At 72.1% G+C, this 13,818-nt stretch carries 16 protein-coding genes and 1 tRNA gene; 3 read left to right on the top strand and 14 right to left on the bottom strand.

All coding sequences use genetic code 11. The annotated features are described in order from the left end of the window. Positions 1–14: 14 nt before the first annotated feature. Together EBO15_RS08820 and EBO15_RS44095 are read left to right on the top strand one after the other, a co-directional pair. Positions 15–539, top strand: coding sequence for a SigE family RNA polymerase sigma factor (locus EBO15_RS08820; RefSeq protein ID WP_199744412.1), 525 nt, complete (start codon positions 15–17; stop codon positions 537–539). Beyond that, positions 529–1,155, top strand: coding sequence for a hypothetical protein (locus EBO15_RS44095; RefSeq protein WP_158628166.1), 627 nt, complete (start codon positions 529–531; stop codon positions 1,153–1,155). The genes EBO15_RS08820 and EBO15_RS44095 overlap by 11 nt, the downstream gene beginning before the upstream one ends. 6 nt (positions 1,156–1,161) lie before the next feature. Here the strand turns inward: EBO15_RS44095 and EBO15_RS08805 are convergent, their stop codons facing one another. The 7 genes from EBO15_RS08805 to bcp all read right to left on the bottom strand — a co-directional run bounded on the left by EBO15_RS08805 (position 1,162) and on the right by bcp (position 6,279). Further along, positions 1,162–2,022 (bottom strand): MEDS domain-containing protein, encoded by an 861-nt coding sequence (locus tag EBO15_RS08805; protein WP_122193838.1) that lies wholly within the window; start codon positions 2,020–2,022, stop codon positions 1,162–1,164. A gap of 192 nt (positions 2,023–2,214) precedes the next feature. Next, entirely contained in the window at positions 2,215–3,171 is a 957-nt protein-coding gene (locus tag EBO15_RS08800) for a sensor histidine kinase (RefSeq protein WP_122193837.1), read from the bottom strand. Next, a complete protein-coding gene (locus tag EBO15_RS08795; protein WP_122193836.1) occupies positions 3,168–4,025 on the bottom strand; it encodes an MEDS domain-containing protein in 858 nt (285 codons plus the stop codon). The genes EBO15_RS08800 and EBO15_RS08795 overlap by 4 nt, the downstream gene beginning before the upstream one ends. A 121-nt stretch (positions 4,026–4,146) precedes the next feature. Next, on the bottom strand, positions 4,147–5,088 hold the full coding sequence (locus EBO15_RS08790; RefSeq protein WP_233616059.1) for a sensor histidine kinase: 942 nt from the start codon (positions 5,086–5,088) through the stop codon (positions 4,147–4,149). A 186-nt stretch (positions 5,089–5,274) separates the two neighbouring features. Then, a tRNA-Leu gene (locus EBO15_RS08785) sits at positions 5,275–5,348 on the bottom strand. Continuing rightward, a complete protein-coding gene (locus EBO15_RS47245) occupies positions 5,339–5,560 on the bottom strand; it encodes an HNH endonuclease signature motif containing protein (protein ID WP_199744411.1) in 222 nt (73 codons plus the stop codon). Before EBO15_RS47245 ends, EBO15_RS08785 begins: the two co-directional genes overlap by 10 nt. Before the next feature lie 251 nt (positions 5,561–5,811). Next, positions 5,812–6,279, bottom strand: a complete 468-nt coding sequence (gene bcp, locus EBO15_RS08775; RefSeq protein ID WP_122193835.1) for a thioredoxin-dependent thiol peroxidase — start codon at positions 6,277–6,279, stop codon at positions 5,812–5,814. Between the two features lie 130 nt (positions 6,280–6,409). Between bcp and EBO15_RS08770 the strand changes: the two genes are divergently transcribed. Beyond that, positions 6,410–6,718: a DUF3618 domain-containing protein gene (locus EBO15_RS08770; protein WP_122193834.1), complete on the top strand. Its 309-nt coding sequence runs from the start codon at positions 6,410–6,412 to the stop codon at positions 6,716–6,718. Positions 6,719–6,813: 95 nt separating this feature from the next. On the opposite strand, the gene EBO15_RS08765 is transcribed toward EBO15_RS08770, so the two are convergent. From EBO15_RS08765 to EBO15_RS08735, 7 genes are all read right to left on the bottom strand, one after another. Further along, a complete protein-coding gene (locus EBO15_RS08765) occupies positions 6,814–7,941 on the bottom strand; it encodes a carbohydrate kinase family protein (protein WP_122193833.1) in 1,128 nt (375 codons plus the stop codon). Continuing rightward, positions 7,938–8,633 (bottom strand): SIMPL domain-containing protein, encoded by a 696-nt coding sequence (locus tag EBO15_RS08760; RefSeq protein ID WP_122193832.1) that lies wholly within the window; start codon positions 8,631–8,633, stop codon positions 7,938–7,940. Before EBO15_RS08760 ends, EBO15_RS08765 begins: the two co-directional genes overlap by 4 nt. 131 nt (positions 8,634–8,764) lie before the next feature. Then, positions 8,765–9,949, bottom strand: a complete 1,185-nt coding sequence (locus EBO15_RS08755) for an amino acid deaminase/aldolase (protein ID WP_122193831.1) — start codon at positions 9,947–9,949, stop codon at positions 8,765–8,767. A 68-nt stretch (positions 9,950–10,017) separates the two neighbouring features. Then, positions 10,018–11,001, bottom strand: a complete 984-nt coding sequence (locus tag EBO15_RS08750; RefSeq protein WP_122193830.1) for an alpha/beta hydrolase family esterase — start codon at positions 10,999–11,001, stop codon at positions 10,018–10,020. A 55-nt stretch (positions 11,002–11,056) separates the two neighbouring features. Next, the gene (locus EBO15_RS08745; RefSeq protein ID WP_122193829.1) at positions 11,057–12,079 is read right to left on the bottom strand and encodes an ABC transporter ATP-binding protein; all 1,023 of its coding nucleotides are present in this window, start codon (positions 12,077–12,079) and stop codon (positions 11,057–11,059) included. A 5-nt stretch (positions 12,080–12,084) separates the two neighbouring features. Next, the gene (locus EBO15_RS08740) at positions 12,085–12,927 is read right to left on the bottom strand and encodes an ABC transporter permease (protein WP_147481428.1); all 843 of its coding nucleotides are present in this window, start codon (positions 12,925–12,927) and stop codon (positions 12,085–12,087) included. Positions 12,928–12,929: 2 nt separating this feature from the next. Continuing rightward, the coding region (locus tag EBO15_RS08735; protein ID WP_122193827.1) for an ABC transporter permease at positions 12,930–13,818 on the bottom strand (889 nt) is incomplete at its 5' end.

Below are 13,818 nucleotides of genomic sequence, written 5' to 3'. Positions count from 1 at the left end.
CGGTTCTGTCCACATTGAGCACCCGGGAGGCCCGCGGCGCGACGGACACGTTCGAGGAGTTCGTGACCGCCACCGCGGGCCGCCTGCTGCGCACCGCCGTCTTCCTCGTCTACGACCGGCACCTGGCCGAGGACCTCCTCCAGGTCGCCTACGAACGGGTCGCCCGGCGCTGGCGGCGGCTCGCGGACGGCGACCCCGAGGCGTACGCCCGCCGCGTCCTGGTCAATCTGGCCATCGACGAGGGCAAACGCCGCGCCCGCCGCCGCGACCTGCCCGCCGGGAGCGTCGCCGACCTCGACCGCATCGCCGGCCGCGACCCGCTCCAGGACTCGCCCCTCGACGGCGAACTGGAGGACGCGCTGCGCGCCCTGCCCGCCCAGCAGCGCGCCGTGGTCGTCCTCCGCTACTGGTGCGATCTCGGCGAACGCGAGATCGCCGACACCCTCGGGATCAGCCGGGGCACCGTCAAGAGCCACACCGCGCGCGCCATGGCGGCGCTGCGCGCGCACGTCCGGGAGGGCCGCACGCATGGACGATGACCTCGGCGCCGCCCTGCGCGACCACTTCCGCCGCGCCGCGGACGACATCCAGCCCGACACCGCCCTGCTGCACCGCCTCCGCGAGACGGCGTCCGCGGCCCCGGACCGCACGGCCCCCCGGCGCAGCCTCCTCTCCCTGACCCGCAGCACCCGCACCTCGCCGCCGGGACGGGAGGCCGCTTCGGATGCCCACGGGGGCGCGTCCGGACGCGGCGTCCGGCGGCGCGCGGTGTGGGCCGGGGTGGGCGTGGCGGCGGCTGTCGTCGTCCTGATGCTGGTGGTCGTGCTGCGTCCCGAGGGCGGGGAGGAGAAGACGCGTCCGGCCGACCAGGTCGTGCCCGCGCCCGCGCCGACGCGTCCGGGCCCGCCGTCCACGCCGTCTCCGATGCCGACGCCCTCGCAGCACGTCTCGACGGCGTTCCCGTCCACAGCGACCCCCACGCCCGGGACGCCGTCCACGAGCGGCGGCCCGCCGAGCAGCCGGCCGTCCGGCGAGCCCACGGCGCCTCCGTCGATGAGCGGGACGGGCGAGCCTCCGCCCCCGGGCACGGCGCCCACCGCGACCCGTCCGCCGCACGGCCCCACACCGACCGGCGGCGTCCGGCCGACCTCCTGACGAGGGTCAGACGCTGCCGAGCCGCAGGCCGGGGAGCATGTGCCAGCCGACCGTCTCCATGATGGTGCGGAGCTGCACGGGCATGCTGTCCAGGACGAGGGGACCCGTCCCGGAGCGGCGGGCGGCGACGTCGGCGAGCATGTTCAGGGCGCCGAGGTCGATGAAGCCGAGCCCGGCGAGGTCGAGGTGGATCTCCTCGCCGCGGCTCGCGGCGAGCACGGCGTTCAGCGCCTCGTCCAGGACCATGTGCCGGGACGCGTCGAGCTCGCCCAGCAGCGACAGCCCGACCGGCGAGAACGTCCGGACGATCTGCAGCACCGAGTCGGAGAACTCCGGGTTCGGCGTCACGAACGTCGAATGGGACGCGGCGAGGGCGGAACGCGCGTCCGGGGTCAGCCGCCGCCGGTCGATCTGGCAGATCGCCGTCACCCGGGTGCTCGGGCACACCGCGCGCTCGAGCTGCCGCTCGCAGCGCAGCAGCTCGGTCAGGCCGTCCGGCCGCTCCAGCACGAAGGTCATGTCGACGGTGACCCGGATCGTCGGGAAGTCGCCGTCCTCCGCGCCCGCGATCTCGCTCGCGAGCACCTTCAGCACCGTCGCCGGATCGAAGCCGCCGTCCGGACGCCGCGCGTCCGCGAGCGGCACCACCGTCAGCAGGCCCGGACGTGGCGAAACGCCGTTCATGCCCGGAACATCCACATCGTCGGACCCGGCCAGGTAGATCACCTTGTGGTCGGAATCGAGCCCGTCCCGGACGAAGGAGCCGACCACATGCCGCTGCTCGTCCTCACCCGAGTACGCCAGCCACGCGTGGTCGCCGGGCCGCAGCTCACGGACCGGCCTGCGGACCGAGCTGAGGGTCTCCATAACGCCTTCCACCGCGGCCACTTCCGGATGCGTCCAGACTACGACCAGGAAGCCACGTCACGTAGCCGAACCCTCACCCTGTTCTCCCGGTATCTGACAACCGGACGACTCGGGACCCACCGCCACGGCGCCCACCAACCAGCCCGGACGCCGCCGAACCGCCCGCGTCCGATGGGGGGCCGTCGCCGGGGGTCAGCGGCCCGCGCGCATCCGGACGAACGTGCCGTCCCACCCCGCTCGGACCTCGACCAGGTCGACCAGGAGCCGGACGGTCCAGAGCCCGAAACCGCTCTCCAGCGCCGTCTTCGGCGGGACGAACCCGGCGAGCGGGCTGAAGTCGCTCCAGTAGCCGTGGTCGCCGACCTCGCAGAACAGGTCCGGGCCGTCCGTCCACAGGCGGACACCGACCGGCGGGATGCCGTGCCGCAGCGCGTTCGCCGCGACCTCGTTCACCGCGGTGACGAGGTTCTGCGCGTCCTGCCCGGGAAGGCCGTGCCGGTCGGCCCGGTCGCCCACCCACTGCCGCAGCTCGTGCAGGTCGTGGCTGGTCAGCGGCAGGTACTCCGAATCCTGCGGCGTCGGGAAGACCCGGGTGCGGTCGACCCCGGCCGAGAACTCGCGCGGCGGGGCGAACCGGCGGCTTTCGGACTCGCCGCCGTCCTGCACCAGGCGTGGATGCGTGCGCCGCGCGTGCTCCAGGATCCGCGGCGGCAGCGTGGACGTGTCGTACGGACACAGCGCCGACGCCCCGGTGTCCTGGAACACCTCGTTGATCAGCGACTCGTAGCGCGCCCACTCGAGGGTCTCGCGCTCGCTCCACCCGGCCTGCCAGACCGGCTCGGCCAGGGCGTGCACGCGTCGCGGGTCCTTCGCCTTCACCAGCTCCAGGTAGCTGCGCAGCGTCCGCACCGGGTGGTCGTAGAACGCGTCCGCGTCGATGAACATGTCGTCGACGCAGCCGGGGAAGTGGTCGCGCAGGGCCTCCAGGCGCGTCCCCTTCACGACCACGACCACCGACCGGTCGTCGTCCTCCAGGCCCTCCCGGACGAACGGGACGGCCGTCCCGAGGAAGTCGTCCATGCCGCCGAACAGGAACGCCCGGTGCTCCAGGGGTCTCGGCTCCACGGCCTCCCGTGTGAAGGGGGTCATGACGCGGCACCTCCCATCGGGGCGCCCGGCCTCAGCCTCGGCAGCCGGTTCCAGCCCACCATGGTGATCACGTTCTCCACGTCCGGACGCAGGTGGTCCAGGATCAGCGAGCCGCCCCTCGGCAGCTCGGCGGCGTGCTGAGCCAGCAGGTTCAGACCGCCGATGTCGATGAAGTCGAGTCCCGCGACGTTCAGGTGGATGTCGCCCTCGCGGCTCGCCATCGCCCGCAGGAGATGCTCCGACAGGTGCGAGTGCCGCGACGCGTCCAGCTCGCCCCGCAGCTGCAGGCCGAACGGACCGTAGATCCGGCGGATCGTCAGGATGCCGTCGTCGAACTCGGCGTCCACCCGCATCACCACCTCGTGCGACTTCCGCAGGGCGTTGAACTGGTGCGTCCCGCACCGATGCACGTCGATCTGGCAGATCCCCATCGCCATGGTGCTCGGCGAGATCGCCTGGTCGACCCGGTCCTCACAGCTCAGCACGATGTCGGGCCCGCCCGGCTCGGTCAGCAGCCAGGTCGAGTCCATGGTCATCCGGACGGCGCGGTAGCCCTCGCCGAACGCCGACTCCCGCTCGCGGAACAGCGTGTCGGCGAGCTTGGCCGGTTCGAAGACGCCCGTCCGGCTCAGGCACGCCTCCCGCCGCGACAGCACGCGCAGCTGGCGCGACGACTTCAGCTTCGCCAGGTCGAGCGAGCATCGCTCCAGGCCCGGCAGCCGCTCGGCGGGGTCGTCGGTGATGTAGACGACCTTCTCCTCGGTCGCCAGCGCCGCCTGCACGAAGGGGCCGACCACACGGTCGCGCTCCTCGGTGTCGGCGTAACCGAGCAACCCGTGGTCGCCCGGCCGCACATCGCTGACGGGACGTTCATAGGTCCAGGGGTGCTCTCCATGGCCTGCCCATCCAGGTTGTCGCGGACCCGACCAGCGTACGCCGGGAGGCGAGAAAGAGAAGCCCTTTGCGTAAGCTCCCTCACGCTGAGTTGACGGGCATGGGCACCACCACCGCCGGGACCTGCAGCCTCAGCCGCACCGTCGTCCCGTCCCGCCCCGTCCGGATCTGGACGGTCGAGCACAACAGGCGCACCGCCCACAGCCCGAACCGTCCCGCGCCGCCCACGGGCTTCGGCGGGATCAGGCCGAACCCGGTCCGCTCCGTCCAGTGCCCGTGGTCGGTCACCTCGCACACCAGCTCGCCCGGCTCCAGCCACAGCCGCAGCGTGATCGGCGGACGGCCGTGCCGCAGCGCGTTGGTCACCACCTCGGTCACCGCCACCAGAAGCCGCTGGAGGTCGTCCTCGGGCAGCGGCGTCCGGCGCGCGAAGTTGGTCACGTAGGCGCGGATCCAGTAGAGGTCGGGGACGTCGATGTCCAGCTTGTAGGAGTCGTCCGGCGCGGGGTGCAGCGGCGTGGCGTCGAGCCGCGCGTTGTACGCCCACGGCTCCTGGTACCCGGGGTTGGCCAGCGTGGACGTCCCGCGCGTCGTCTCCGGGTGCGTCTGCCGGGACGCCGCGACCACCCCGGGGGACAGCGACCGCGAGTAGGCGCAGAGCAGCGCGGCGCCGGTGCCGGTGAACGCCGCGTTCGTGATCGCCTCGACCCGCTGCCATTCCAGCAGCTCCAGCGGTCCGCGCCGCGCCCATGTGGGTTCACCGAGGACCCGCAGCCGCCGCTTCTGCCACGCCGCCGTCTCGGCGAGTGCCAGCGTGTCGGCGAGGTACCGCGCGGGATGCGCGTACCACTTGTCGGACTCGAAGAACTCCACGCCGGCCGCGTCCGCCCCGAGCGTGTCCCGCAGCAGCATGTGCATCGCCAGCGTCGTGACCGCGAGGACCCGGTCGCCGGACTCGATGCCCTCCCGCAGAAACGGCAGCACGCCGTCCAGCAGGTCGTCCGCTCGGTCGTACGGAAGCACGCGATGGCTGAAAGCTTGGCTCACGGTGCCCCACCCGGTCAGTGTCGGCCGCTTCCGCCCCACACGCTCCCACGGGCGGCTTTCCCCACACCCTAGGCCCGCGACCCCCTCCCCGCCGACCCCCCGTTTTCAAACTGTGAACGGAAGAGGGGACGGCCGGCGGGCCGTCCCCTCTGCGCCAGGCCGTGGGGCCGGCGAGACTCGAACTCGCACTGTCCAGTTCCTAAGACTGGTGCCTCCTGCCATTGGGCTACGACCCCGGCGATTTGCGATTCTTGAGCCTACCAGCGTAGGTCTCGGTCTGAGAGTGGCAGTTCGGGCAGAGGAACCGCAGATTCTCCCTGCGATTGTCGAGGTGGTCGCCACTGATGTGGTCCACGTGAAGGGTCAGCGGTCCGCCCTGCCAATCGGACGTCCCGCACCCGGTGCAGAGATAGGGAACACCGCATTCGAGCAGAGCGCGCCGGAGCATGTGAGGGCCCGTCCTGCGGCCGGACGCCTTCCCCGAGTCAGAATCTCTTCGGGCGTCTTTCGGATCCAGCGCCGGCCCTTGTTGTGAGCCCGTCCCCGGAAATGCGAGGTGTCGATCCCGAAGCGTTTCAGCTGCCTGCTGATGTGGGCGTGGAACCCCCGGCCGGGGTCATGAGGACGGCTGTCGGCCATGGTCGCCTTGACCTCCTCCGGGTCGAATGGAGGTCAAGGTGACGATGGGCTACGGCAAAATCACAGGGAGAGGTCGCGGCGGAGGCGTTCCACGTGGCCGGTGGCCTTCACGTTGTAGTAGGCGTTGTCGATCTTGCCTTCGGGGGAGATCACGAAGGTGGACCGGATGACGCCGACGACGGTCTTGCCGTAGAGCTTCTTCTCGCCGTAGGCGCCGTAGGCCTGGAGGACCTTGGTGCCGGGGTCGGAGAGGAGGGGGAAGGTGAGGCCCTCCTTCTCGCGGAACTTGGCGAGCTTCTCCGGCTTGTCCGGGGAGATGCCGACGACGGTGGTCCCGGCGGCCTCGAGCTCGGCCAGGCTGCCCTGGAAGTCCACGGACTCCTTGGTGCAGCCCGGGGTCATCGCGGCCGGGTAGAAGTAGAGGACCACCCGCCTGCCGCGCAGGGATTCCAGCGACACCGGCTTGCCGTCGGCGTCGGGAAGCTCGAAGGCCGGTGCGTCATCGCCTGGCTGCAACCGCTCGGACACCTGTTCCGCCTTTCCGTGGGGACGCTCGGCTCCAACCTACCGGCTGGGGTGGCGCGGGCGTTTCAGGGGAGGACCTGCAAGACTGGTCGGATCATGCGACTTCGCCGCCAGAGACGATAGGAACCAGGGCATGGCTGACAGGTCCAGCGACCCGCAGGCGCTGCAGCGGGAGATCGAGCGGTCCCGCCAGGAGCTCGCGCGCACGATCGACGAGCTCGCGGACCGGGTCAACCCGAGCAATGTCGCCCACCGGGGCGTGGAGCGGCTGAAAGAGGAGGCCGGGCAGGTCCGCCGGACGGTGGACACGGCGATCCGGGTGCCGGACGAGAACGGTGAGCCGGGTCCGGTGAACCCCAAGATCGTCATGGTCGGGGTCGGCGTCGTGGTCGGGCTGACCGTGCTCGGGGTGATGCGGCGGCGCGCGAGGCGCCGGCGCTGAGCCCCCCTCCAGGTCGCGCGAAGGCGCCGGGACGTCCCTCGGGGGCGGCCCGGCGCCTTCGTCTTTCAGGGCCGGGGGAGGCGGTCCTCAGCGGGTCATCTCAGGGTGGGTTCGGCGCGGGTGACCGAGTCGGGGCCCCGTCCGATCTCGGCCTCGGGGATGTGCGGGACGACGAAGGCGTACCGCTCCAGGTCGGCGGCGGGCACCTCGCCGGACTCGCCGAACGCGGCGATCTCGCCCCAGCAGGGTGCGCCGAGGGAGCCGGAGCGGTGCCGGACGGACAGTCCCGCGACCAGGTTGGCGAAGTCGAGCCGCTGTTCGAGCGGCCATTCCTTGAGGGTGGCGAAGACGAATCCGGCGGCGAACACGTCGCCCGCGCCGGTCGGGTCCAGGGCGCGGACGGGCAGTGCGGTCGCGGCCGCGCGCTCGCCGCCGGACGCCGCGATCGCGCCCTTCGGGCCCAGTTTCACCACGACCGTCCCCACGCGTTCGGCGAGGGCGTCGAGCGCGGCCTCGGGGGTGGACGCGCGGGTGTAGGCCATGGCCTCGACGGCGTTGGGGAGGAAGACGTCCACGTCGTCCAGGCGGTCGAGGACGTGGCTGGACCAGGTCTCGGTGGGGTCCCAGCCGAGGTCGGCGAAGACCAGCGAGCCGTTCGCGCGGGCGGTGAGGGCCCATGCGGGGACGGGCCGGTCGATGTCGACGAAGCAGGTGCGGGCGGGCGGCGGCTCGGCGACCAGGGAGTCGGCGGGCAGGTCGAGCGGGCGGGTGTAGGTGACCATGCTGCGGTCGGCGTCGGTGGCGAGCGACACGGTGACCGGGGTGGGCCAGCCGGGGACGCGCAGCGAGGACTCCAGGTTCACCGACTCCTGCTCGGCGAGCGTCCGCCACAGGTAGGCGCCGAACATGTCGTCGCCGAACGCGGCGGCGAGGCCGGTGCGCAGACCGAGGCGGCTCATCGCGACGGCGATGTTCGCGATGCCGCCGGGCGCGGACCCGAGGCCGTCGGTGACCAGCTCGGTGCCGGGCGGCGGCAGTCCGGGCAGCCCGGTGAAGATCATGTCCATGAAGACCCGGCCGGTCAGGAAGACGTCCAGGTCTCCGCCGCCGGTTCCGACGCCCGGCCCGCGCTCGCCGCACGGGTCCGGCGGGCCGAGGGGGGCCGGGCGCCCGGGGCCGGACGGCAGGACGGACGCGTCGACGGGGGCGCCGGGAGCGGTCATGACAGGTCCGGGGCGGTCGCGTGGAAGCGGGCGAGGACGGAGGCGGTGACGGTCTGGGGCTGCGGGGCGAGGTCGAGCGCCTCGGGTTCGGAGGCGGCGCCGCCGGGGGCCGCGCCGTGGCCGGCGGCCGCGACCGGGTAGGCCCCGCGGGACGACTCGGCGAACATCCAGTCGTCGTCCTTGCCGGTCAGGCCCTCGTCGGAGAGTTCGATCAGGCCGCTGAGGGAGGAGCCGAGGGCGGCGGCGTAGCTGCGGGCGCGCTCGACGGCGGCGTGCACGGCCTGCTCGGCGGCGCGCGCGTGCACAGGGGACTCGCGCCGGAGCGCCCAGCTCGGGCCGTCCACGGTGGTGTGGTCCAGGTCGACGAGGCGGGTGAAGAGCTCGCCGAGGACGGTGAAGTCGACGACGGTGACCTTCGTCCGGATCGTGCCCTGGTAGCTGTGGACGTCGCCCTGGCGCCGCCGGTACCTCACCAGGGGTGAGATGTGGACGGCGCCGGTCTCGGCCGGTTCGAGCGCGTCGCCGTAGGACTCGAGGAGTTCGAGGCAGCGCCGGTTGCAGGCGGTGAGCCTGTCCAGCGCCTTCCGGCGGTCGGCGTCGTCCACCTGCACGCGAAGGGACAGGCGGGCGATCTCCGGCGGTGCTTCGAGCTCCGCCTTGCCGCGCACACTGATCACCGGGCCGTGGCTCATACCGGCCAACTTAACCGGTACAGCACCGTCCGGGCCTGTGTCTCGCGTTACACGACCGGGGCCGTCGCGGGCAGTGACGGCTCACGCGTGAGGCGACGGTCCGCGGGGGGCAGTGGAAGGGCAGAGGGAGGTCAGAGGAAGGTCTTGGCCTCGCCTCGGTAGGTGGGGACGGTCCGGGTGACCTCGTCGCCTTCGACGAGGTGGAGGGCGTCGAAGCGTTCGCACAGTTCGCCGGCCTTGGTGTGGCGGAACCAGACGCGGTCGCCGATGGAGAGGAGGTCGGCGGCGTCGCCGTGCAGCGGCGTCTGCACCTCGCCCGCGCCTTCGAGGGAGTCGTAGGAGAGGCCGGTCGGCAGGTACGGGCGGGGGAGGCGCAGGTCGTCGGCGGTGCCGGACGCCAGGTAGCCGCCGCCGAGGCAGGTGACGACTCCGGGGCCGGGGCGCCGGACGACCGGGAGCGCGAACAGCGCGGCGGGACGTCCCTGGAAGGTGGAGTAGTAGTCGAACAGGTGCGGCTGGTAGAGGCCGGATCCGGCGGCGACCTCGGTGACGGCCTTCTCCTGGACGGTGGCCTCGACGCTGCCCGTGCCGCCGCCGTTGACGAACTCCAGGTCGGTGAGGTCGCGGACGGCCCGGACGATCGCGGCGCGGCGGCGGGCCAGTTCGAGGCGGGACCGCTTCTGCATGGCCCTGACCACCCGGGACTTGGCGGCCTGGCCGGGGATCTGGTCGCCGACGCCCGCGATCTGGCCCTCGTAGGCCATCAGCCCGACCAGGCGCAGCCCGGGGCGCTTGAGGACGGTCTCGGCGAAGTCGCGGACCTGTTCGGGGGTGTGCAGCGGGGACCGGCGCGGGCCGATCTGGAGCATGCCGTTCAGCACCCGGTAGGAGGCGTCGACGTCGACGCAGACGCGGATCCGCTGTCCGGCGGAGTGGGTCTCGATGAGGTCCAGGTGCTCGTCGCAGTCGACCATGAGCGTGATCACCGAGGCGGCGTGCTCGTCGGCGGCGAGCTCGCGCAGCGCGGCCCGGTCGACGGTCGGGTAGGCGACGAGGATGTCGTCGCTGACGCCCTCGCGCGCGAGCCAGAGGGCCTCCGGGAGGGTGAACGCCATGATCCCGGCGAACCCGTCCATGGCCAGGACCTCGTCCAGGATCGCCCGGCAGCGCACCGACTTGCTGGCGACGCGGATCGGCTTGCCGGCCGCGCGGCGGACCAGGTCGGCCGCGTTGGCGCGCAGGGCCGCCATGTCGACGATCGCGAAGGGGGCGTCGAGGTGGGCCGTGGCGGCGTCGTAGCGGTCCCGGAGGTTCATGGCCCCACAGTGCCACAAAACGGTCAAATATGAAACCGCTTCATGTCTTGCATGATCATCTCAGTATTTCATGATCGTCCATGGTCGGCGAAGAAGTCCCACTGAACCGCGGCCGCGGATTTCGGCCAGGCGTGGCCACCGCCGACCACCTTGCACAACGCGAGCGACACGCCGTCCTTTCCGCTGGACGAGCAGTCGAGATTCCCGGACCGCGCGGCGAGCGCGGTGGGCTTCAGTGGTGGCACTCCGTCGTGTTTCCGCCAGAAGTCCATGGCGTACGAGACAGGAGGATATGGCCGGTCGTCATTGATGTCGCGACGTCCGCCGCCGTCGAACGGGACGTTGCGGTCGGCCGTCCCGTGGAAGACGATCGCCGACACCGGACGGGACGGGTCGCACTTGGTCACCAGCGCCCCCTCGACGACCCCGATCGCGGCGACCTTGTCCGCGGCCTCGCAGGCCATCCGGTACGCCATGCCCGCGCCGTTGGAGAACCCGGTCACGAACACGCGCCCCGGGTCGCTCAGGCCGGCCGAGTTCAGCCGGTCGATCAGCTTGCTCAGGAACCCCACGTCGTCGATGTTCCCGATCTTCGCCGGGCCGCAGCAGTCGCCCGCGTTCCACGAGGTCAGGAAGCCGTCCGGATAGGCGACCAGGAAGCCCTTCGCGTCGGCGATCGGGTCGAACCCGGACAGGGACTCCATCATCGACATGGTCGCCGCGCCGCCGTGCAGGGCGATGACCAGGGGCAACGGCTTGGCGGGACGCCCGTTCCTCCACGTGCCGCCCGCGAGGCCGGGCGGGACATGGAGGAGGTACTCGCGATGGCCGGGGGTGCCGACGTCCAGCTTCTGCTTGGTCGTGCCGGACGCGGTGGGGATGCCGTCCACATCGCGTGGCGCCGCTGTGGACGCCTTGCCGCCGCCGCCGCCGCTGCTGCTGCTGCTGGACGACGTGCCCGAGCTCGGGTCGGTCTCGTTCGAGCATCCGGCCAGGGCCCCGGCGAGCAGGACGAGCAGGGCGGCGAGGACGGTCAGCACATTCCGGCGCATAAGGCCGAACCTAACCACCCCGCCACCCTCGAAACCACCACCACCGAGGACGACGTCAGGCGGCGAACACCTGGACGTGCTCCGGCGCGACCCGGACGAAGACCTCCTGGCCGTCCTCCAGCGCGGCGGCCGCGCGGGACGGGACGTCCGCGAACACGGTCGTCCCCTCACGGGTCGCGTACACCCTGGTCACGGCGCCGAGGAAGACCTTGACGTCCACCGTCGCGGGGAGGCCGGGGCCGTCCGCGCCGATCTCGACGTCCTCGGGACGGAACAGGCACAGCGCGCGCTCGCCGTCCGGGGCCTCGACGTCGAACGCGCCGCCCCACGCGACGCGCCCGCCGGCCACAGGGAGTTCGAGGGTGTTCCGGTTGCCGACGAAACCGGCGGTGAAGCGGGTGGACGGCGCGGCGTACACCTCGGGCGGGGTGGCGCACTGCTCGATCCGGCCCGCGTTCATCACCGCGACGCGGTCGGAGATCGCGAGTGCCTCCGACTGGTCGTGCGTGACGAACACCGTCGTGATGCCGAGCTGGTGCTGGATCCGCCGGACCTCGTCGCGGAGACGCGTCCTGACCTGGGCGTCCAGGGCGGAGAGGGGTTCGTCGAGGAGGAGCACCTCCGGGCCCGGGGCGAGGGCGCGGGCCAGCGCGACGCGCTGCTGCTGGCCGCCGGAGAGCTGGTTCGGCAGCTTGTGCGCGTGCTCTTCGAGGCCGACGAGCGCGAGCAGTTCCTCGACGCGCCTCGCCGTGTCCGCGCGGTCGCGCCGCCGGACGGTCAGCGGGAACGCCACGTTCTTCGCCGCCGACAGGTTCGGGAACAGCGCGTACGACTGGAACACCATGCCGATCGGACGCTTGCGGGCGGGCATGCGCGTGACGTCCGCGCCGCCGATGGAGATCGTCCCGGCGTCGGCGTCGTTCAGCCCGGCGATGCAGCGCAGGAGTGTGGTCTTGCCGCAGCCGGACGGTCCGAGCAGCGCGAGCATCTCGCCCTTGGCGACCGACACGTCCACCGCGTCCAGCGCGAGATGCGGGCCGTACCGCTTGGTGACGCCGTTCAGCACCACGTGGGACATGGGAGTCAGCCTTTCCGGGCGGAGGGGGAGGTACGGGCGAGGGCGAGTGTGGACGAGGCGGCGCGGCCGCGTCCGAACCACACGACCAGCGCGGACAGCGCGAACAGCAGCCCGAACGTGAAGATCGTGATGACCGCGAGCGCGTTGGGGTCGTTGCCGGTGCGGGAGGTGAACACGCGCGCCGACCAGAGCGGGAGCGTCTCGTACCGCGTCCCGGTCAGGACCTTCGCGAGCGCGAACTCGTTCATCGCGGTCGCCGCCACCAGCAGCGAGCCGGACACGAGACCGCCGCGGATCGCGGGCAGAACGACGCGGACGAGGGTGGTCATCGGGTGGGCGCCGCACGTCGCGGCGGCCTCGCTCAGGCGCCGCGCGTCGGCGGCGATCAGCGCGTTCTCGACCGCCCAGTACAGGAACGGGAACGCGATCGCGGCGGTCGCGGCGGCGAGCAGCCAGAACGTGCCGAACAGTTGCGGCAGGGTGTCCTTGACGACCAGCTGGAGCCCGGCCGCGATGACCACCCACGGGATCGCGAACGGGATGACCGTGATGGTCTGCACCACCGGCCCGATGCGCGGGTTGTGCACGACCGACCAGTACGCCGCCGGGACGACCAGCAGGACGTCGATCGCGAGCGTCACCGCCGCCAGCGCCAGCGACCGGCCGAGCGCCCCCGACACCTCCGGACGCGAGAACACGTCCGTCCACCAGTGGAACGTGTACCCGGACGGCAGGACGGTGTCGCCCCACTTCGTCGCCAGGGAGTAGAGCAGCGCCGCGACCAGCGGCAGCGCGAAGTACAGCGCGAGCAGCGCGAGGAAGATCCGCGATCCGATCCTGCTCTTCATCTTCACAACCACCTCGTCGCGCGGCGGACGGCCAGCCGGTACAGCACGGTCGACACGATCGCGAGCAGCATGAGCAGCACCGACAGGACGGCCGCCCGCTCCAGCCCGAACACCGACGACTCCAGCGTCGCGCCGATCTGGAGGGTGATGAGCTTGACCGACTGCGGCCCGGACGCCAGCGCGTACGCGACGGCGTAGATCCCGATCGTCCAGGTGAAGATGAGGAGCCAGCCCGCCGCGGCGAACGGCGCGAGGACGGGCGCGCCGATCCGCCGCCAGAACTGCCACCGGTTCGCGTGGCAGACCTGCGCGGCCTCCCACCAGTCGTCCTTCAGGACGGCCATCGCGGGCAGCGTGAGCAGCACGAACATCGGGATGTTGAAGTACAGGTAGGCGATGTTCATGCCGGTGAACGACCCGGTCGCGGGGAACGACACGTCCAGCAGGTGGGTGAGCATCCCGGTCGTGCCGATCAGCGCGACGAACCCGAACGCCAGGCCGATCCCGGCGAAGTTGGACGCGACGTTCATCAGCGCCAGCCAGGTCGCGCGGCCCGCCACGCGCATCCGAGAGATCAGCCACGCGGCGGGCATGCCGATCGCCGCGGCCAGCGTCGCCTGGAGCGCGCCGAGCTCCAGCGAGTTCACGATCGCCTCGCGGTCGACAGGGTTGTCCGCGACCTTGGCGATGTTGTCCATGCCGTACCCGCCGGACCGCAGCGCGAACGTGTCGTGGACGAGCCGCAGCGCGGGCAGGACGAGCATCCCGAGCGTGAAGACCAGCAGCGGCAGCGCGGGCAGCCAGGCGGCGGCCGTCCGGGTGATCCGGCGGGCGAGCCGGTGGGTGGTCCCGCGGGCGGGCTGGCGGGCGGGCGTGGCCGGGCGGCCCTCG

This window comes from Actinomadura harenae (genome assembly GCF_003696215.1).
In the GTDB taxonomy this organism is placed as follows: Bacteria; Actinomycetota; Actinomycetes; order Streptosporangiales; family Streptosporangiaceae; genus Spirillospora; species Spirillospora harenae.
Note: the sequence above shows the minus strand (reverse complement) of the source record. Positions and strands in the feature narration are given on the sequence as shown.

What these genes read in the sequence shown, in the direction of transcription:
- EBO15_RS44095 (WP_158628166.1), top strand. Translation starts at nt 529, where the DNA reads ATGGACGATGACCTCGGCGCCGCCCTGCGCGACCACTTCCGCCGCGCC.
- EBO15_RS08805 (WP_122193838.1), bottom strand. Translation starts at nt 2,022, where the DNA reads ATGGAGACCCTCAGCTCGGTCCGCAGGCCGGTCCGTGAGCTGCGGCCC.
- EBO15_RS08800 (WP_122193837.1), bottom strand. Translation starts at nt 3,171, where the DNA reads ATGACCCCCTTCACACGGGAGGCCGTGGAGCCGAGACCCCTGGAGCAC.
- EBO15_RS47245 (WP_199744411.1), bottom strand. Translation starts at nt 5,560, where the DNA reads ATGCTCCGGCGCGCTCTGCTCGAATGCGGTGTTCCCTATCTCTGCACC.
- EBO15_RS08770 (WP_122193834.1), top strand. Translation starts at nt 6,410, where the DNA reads ATGGCTGACAGGTCCAGCGACCCGCAGGCGCTGCAGCGGGAGATCGAG.
- EBO15_RS08765 (WP_122193833.1), bottom strand. Translation starts at nt 7,941, where the DNA reads ATGACCGCTCCCGGCGCCCCCGTCGACGCGTCCGTCCTGCCGTCCGGC.
- EBO15_RS08760 (WP_122193832.1), bottom strand. Translation starts at nt 8,633, where the DNA reads ATGAGCCACGGCCCGGTGATCAGTGTGCGCGGCAAGGCGGAGCTCGAA.
- EBO15_RS08755 (WP_122193831.1), bottom strand. Translation starts at nt 9,949, where the DNA reads ATGAACCTCCGGGACCGCTACGACGCCGCCACGGCCCACCTCGACGCC.
- EBO15_RS08750 (WP_122193830.1), bottom strand. Translation starts at nt 11,001, where the DNA reads ATGCGCCGGAATGTGCTGACCGTCCTCGCCGCCCTGCTCGTCCTGCTC.
- EBO15_RS08745 (WP_122193829.1), bottom strand. Translation starts at nt 12,079, where the DNA reads ATGTCCCACGTGGTGCTGAACGGCGTCACCAAGCGGTACGGCCCGCAT.
- EBO15_RS08740 (WP_147481428.1), bottom strand. Translation starts at nt 12,927, where the DNA reads ATGAAGAGCAGGATCGGATCGCGGATCTTCCTCGCGCTGCTCGCGCTG.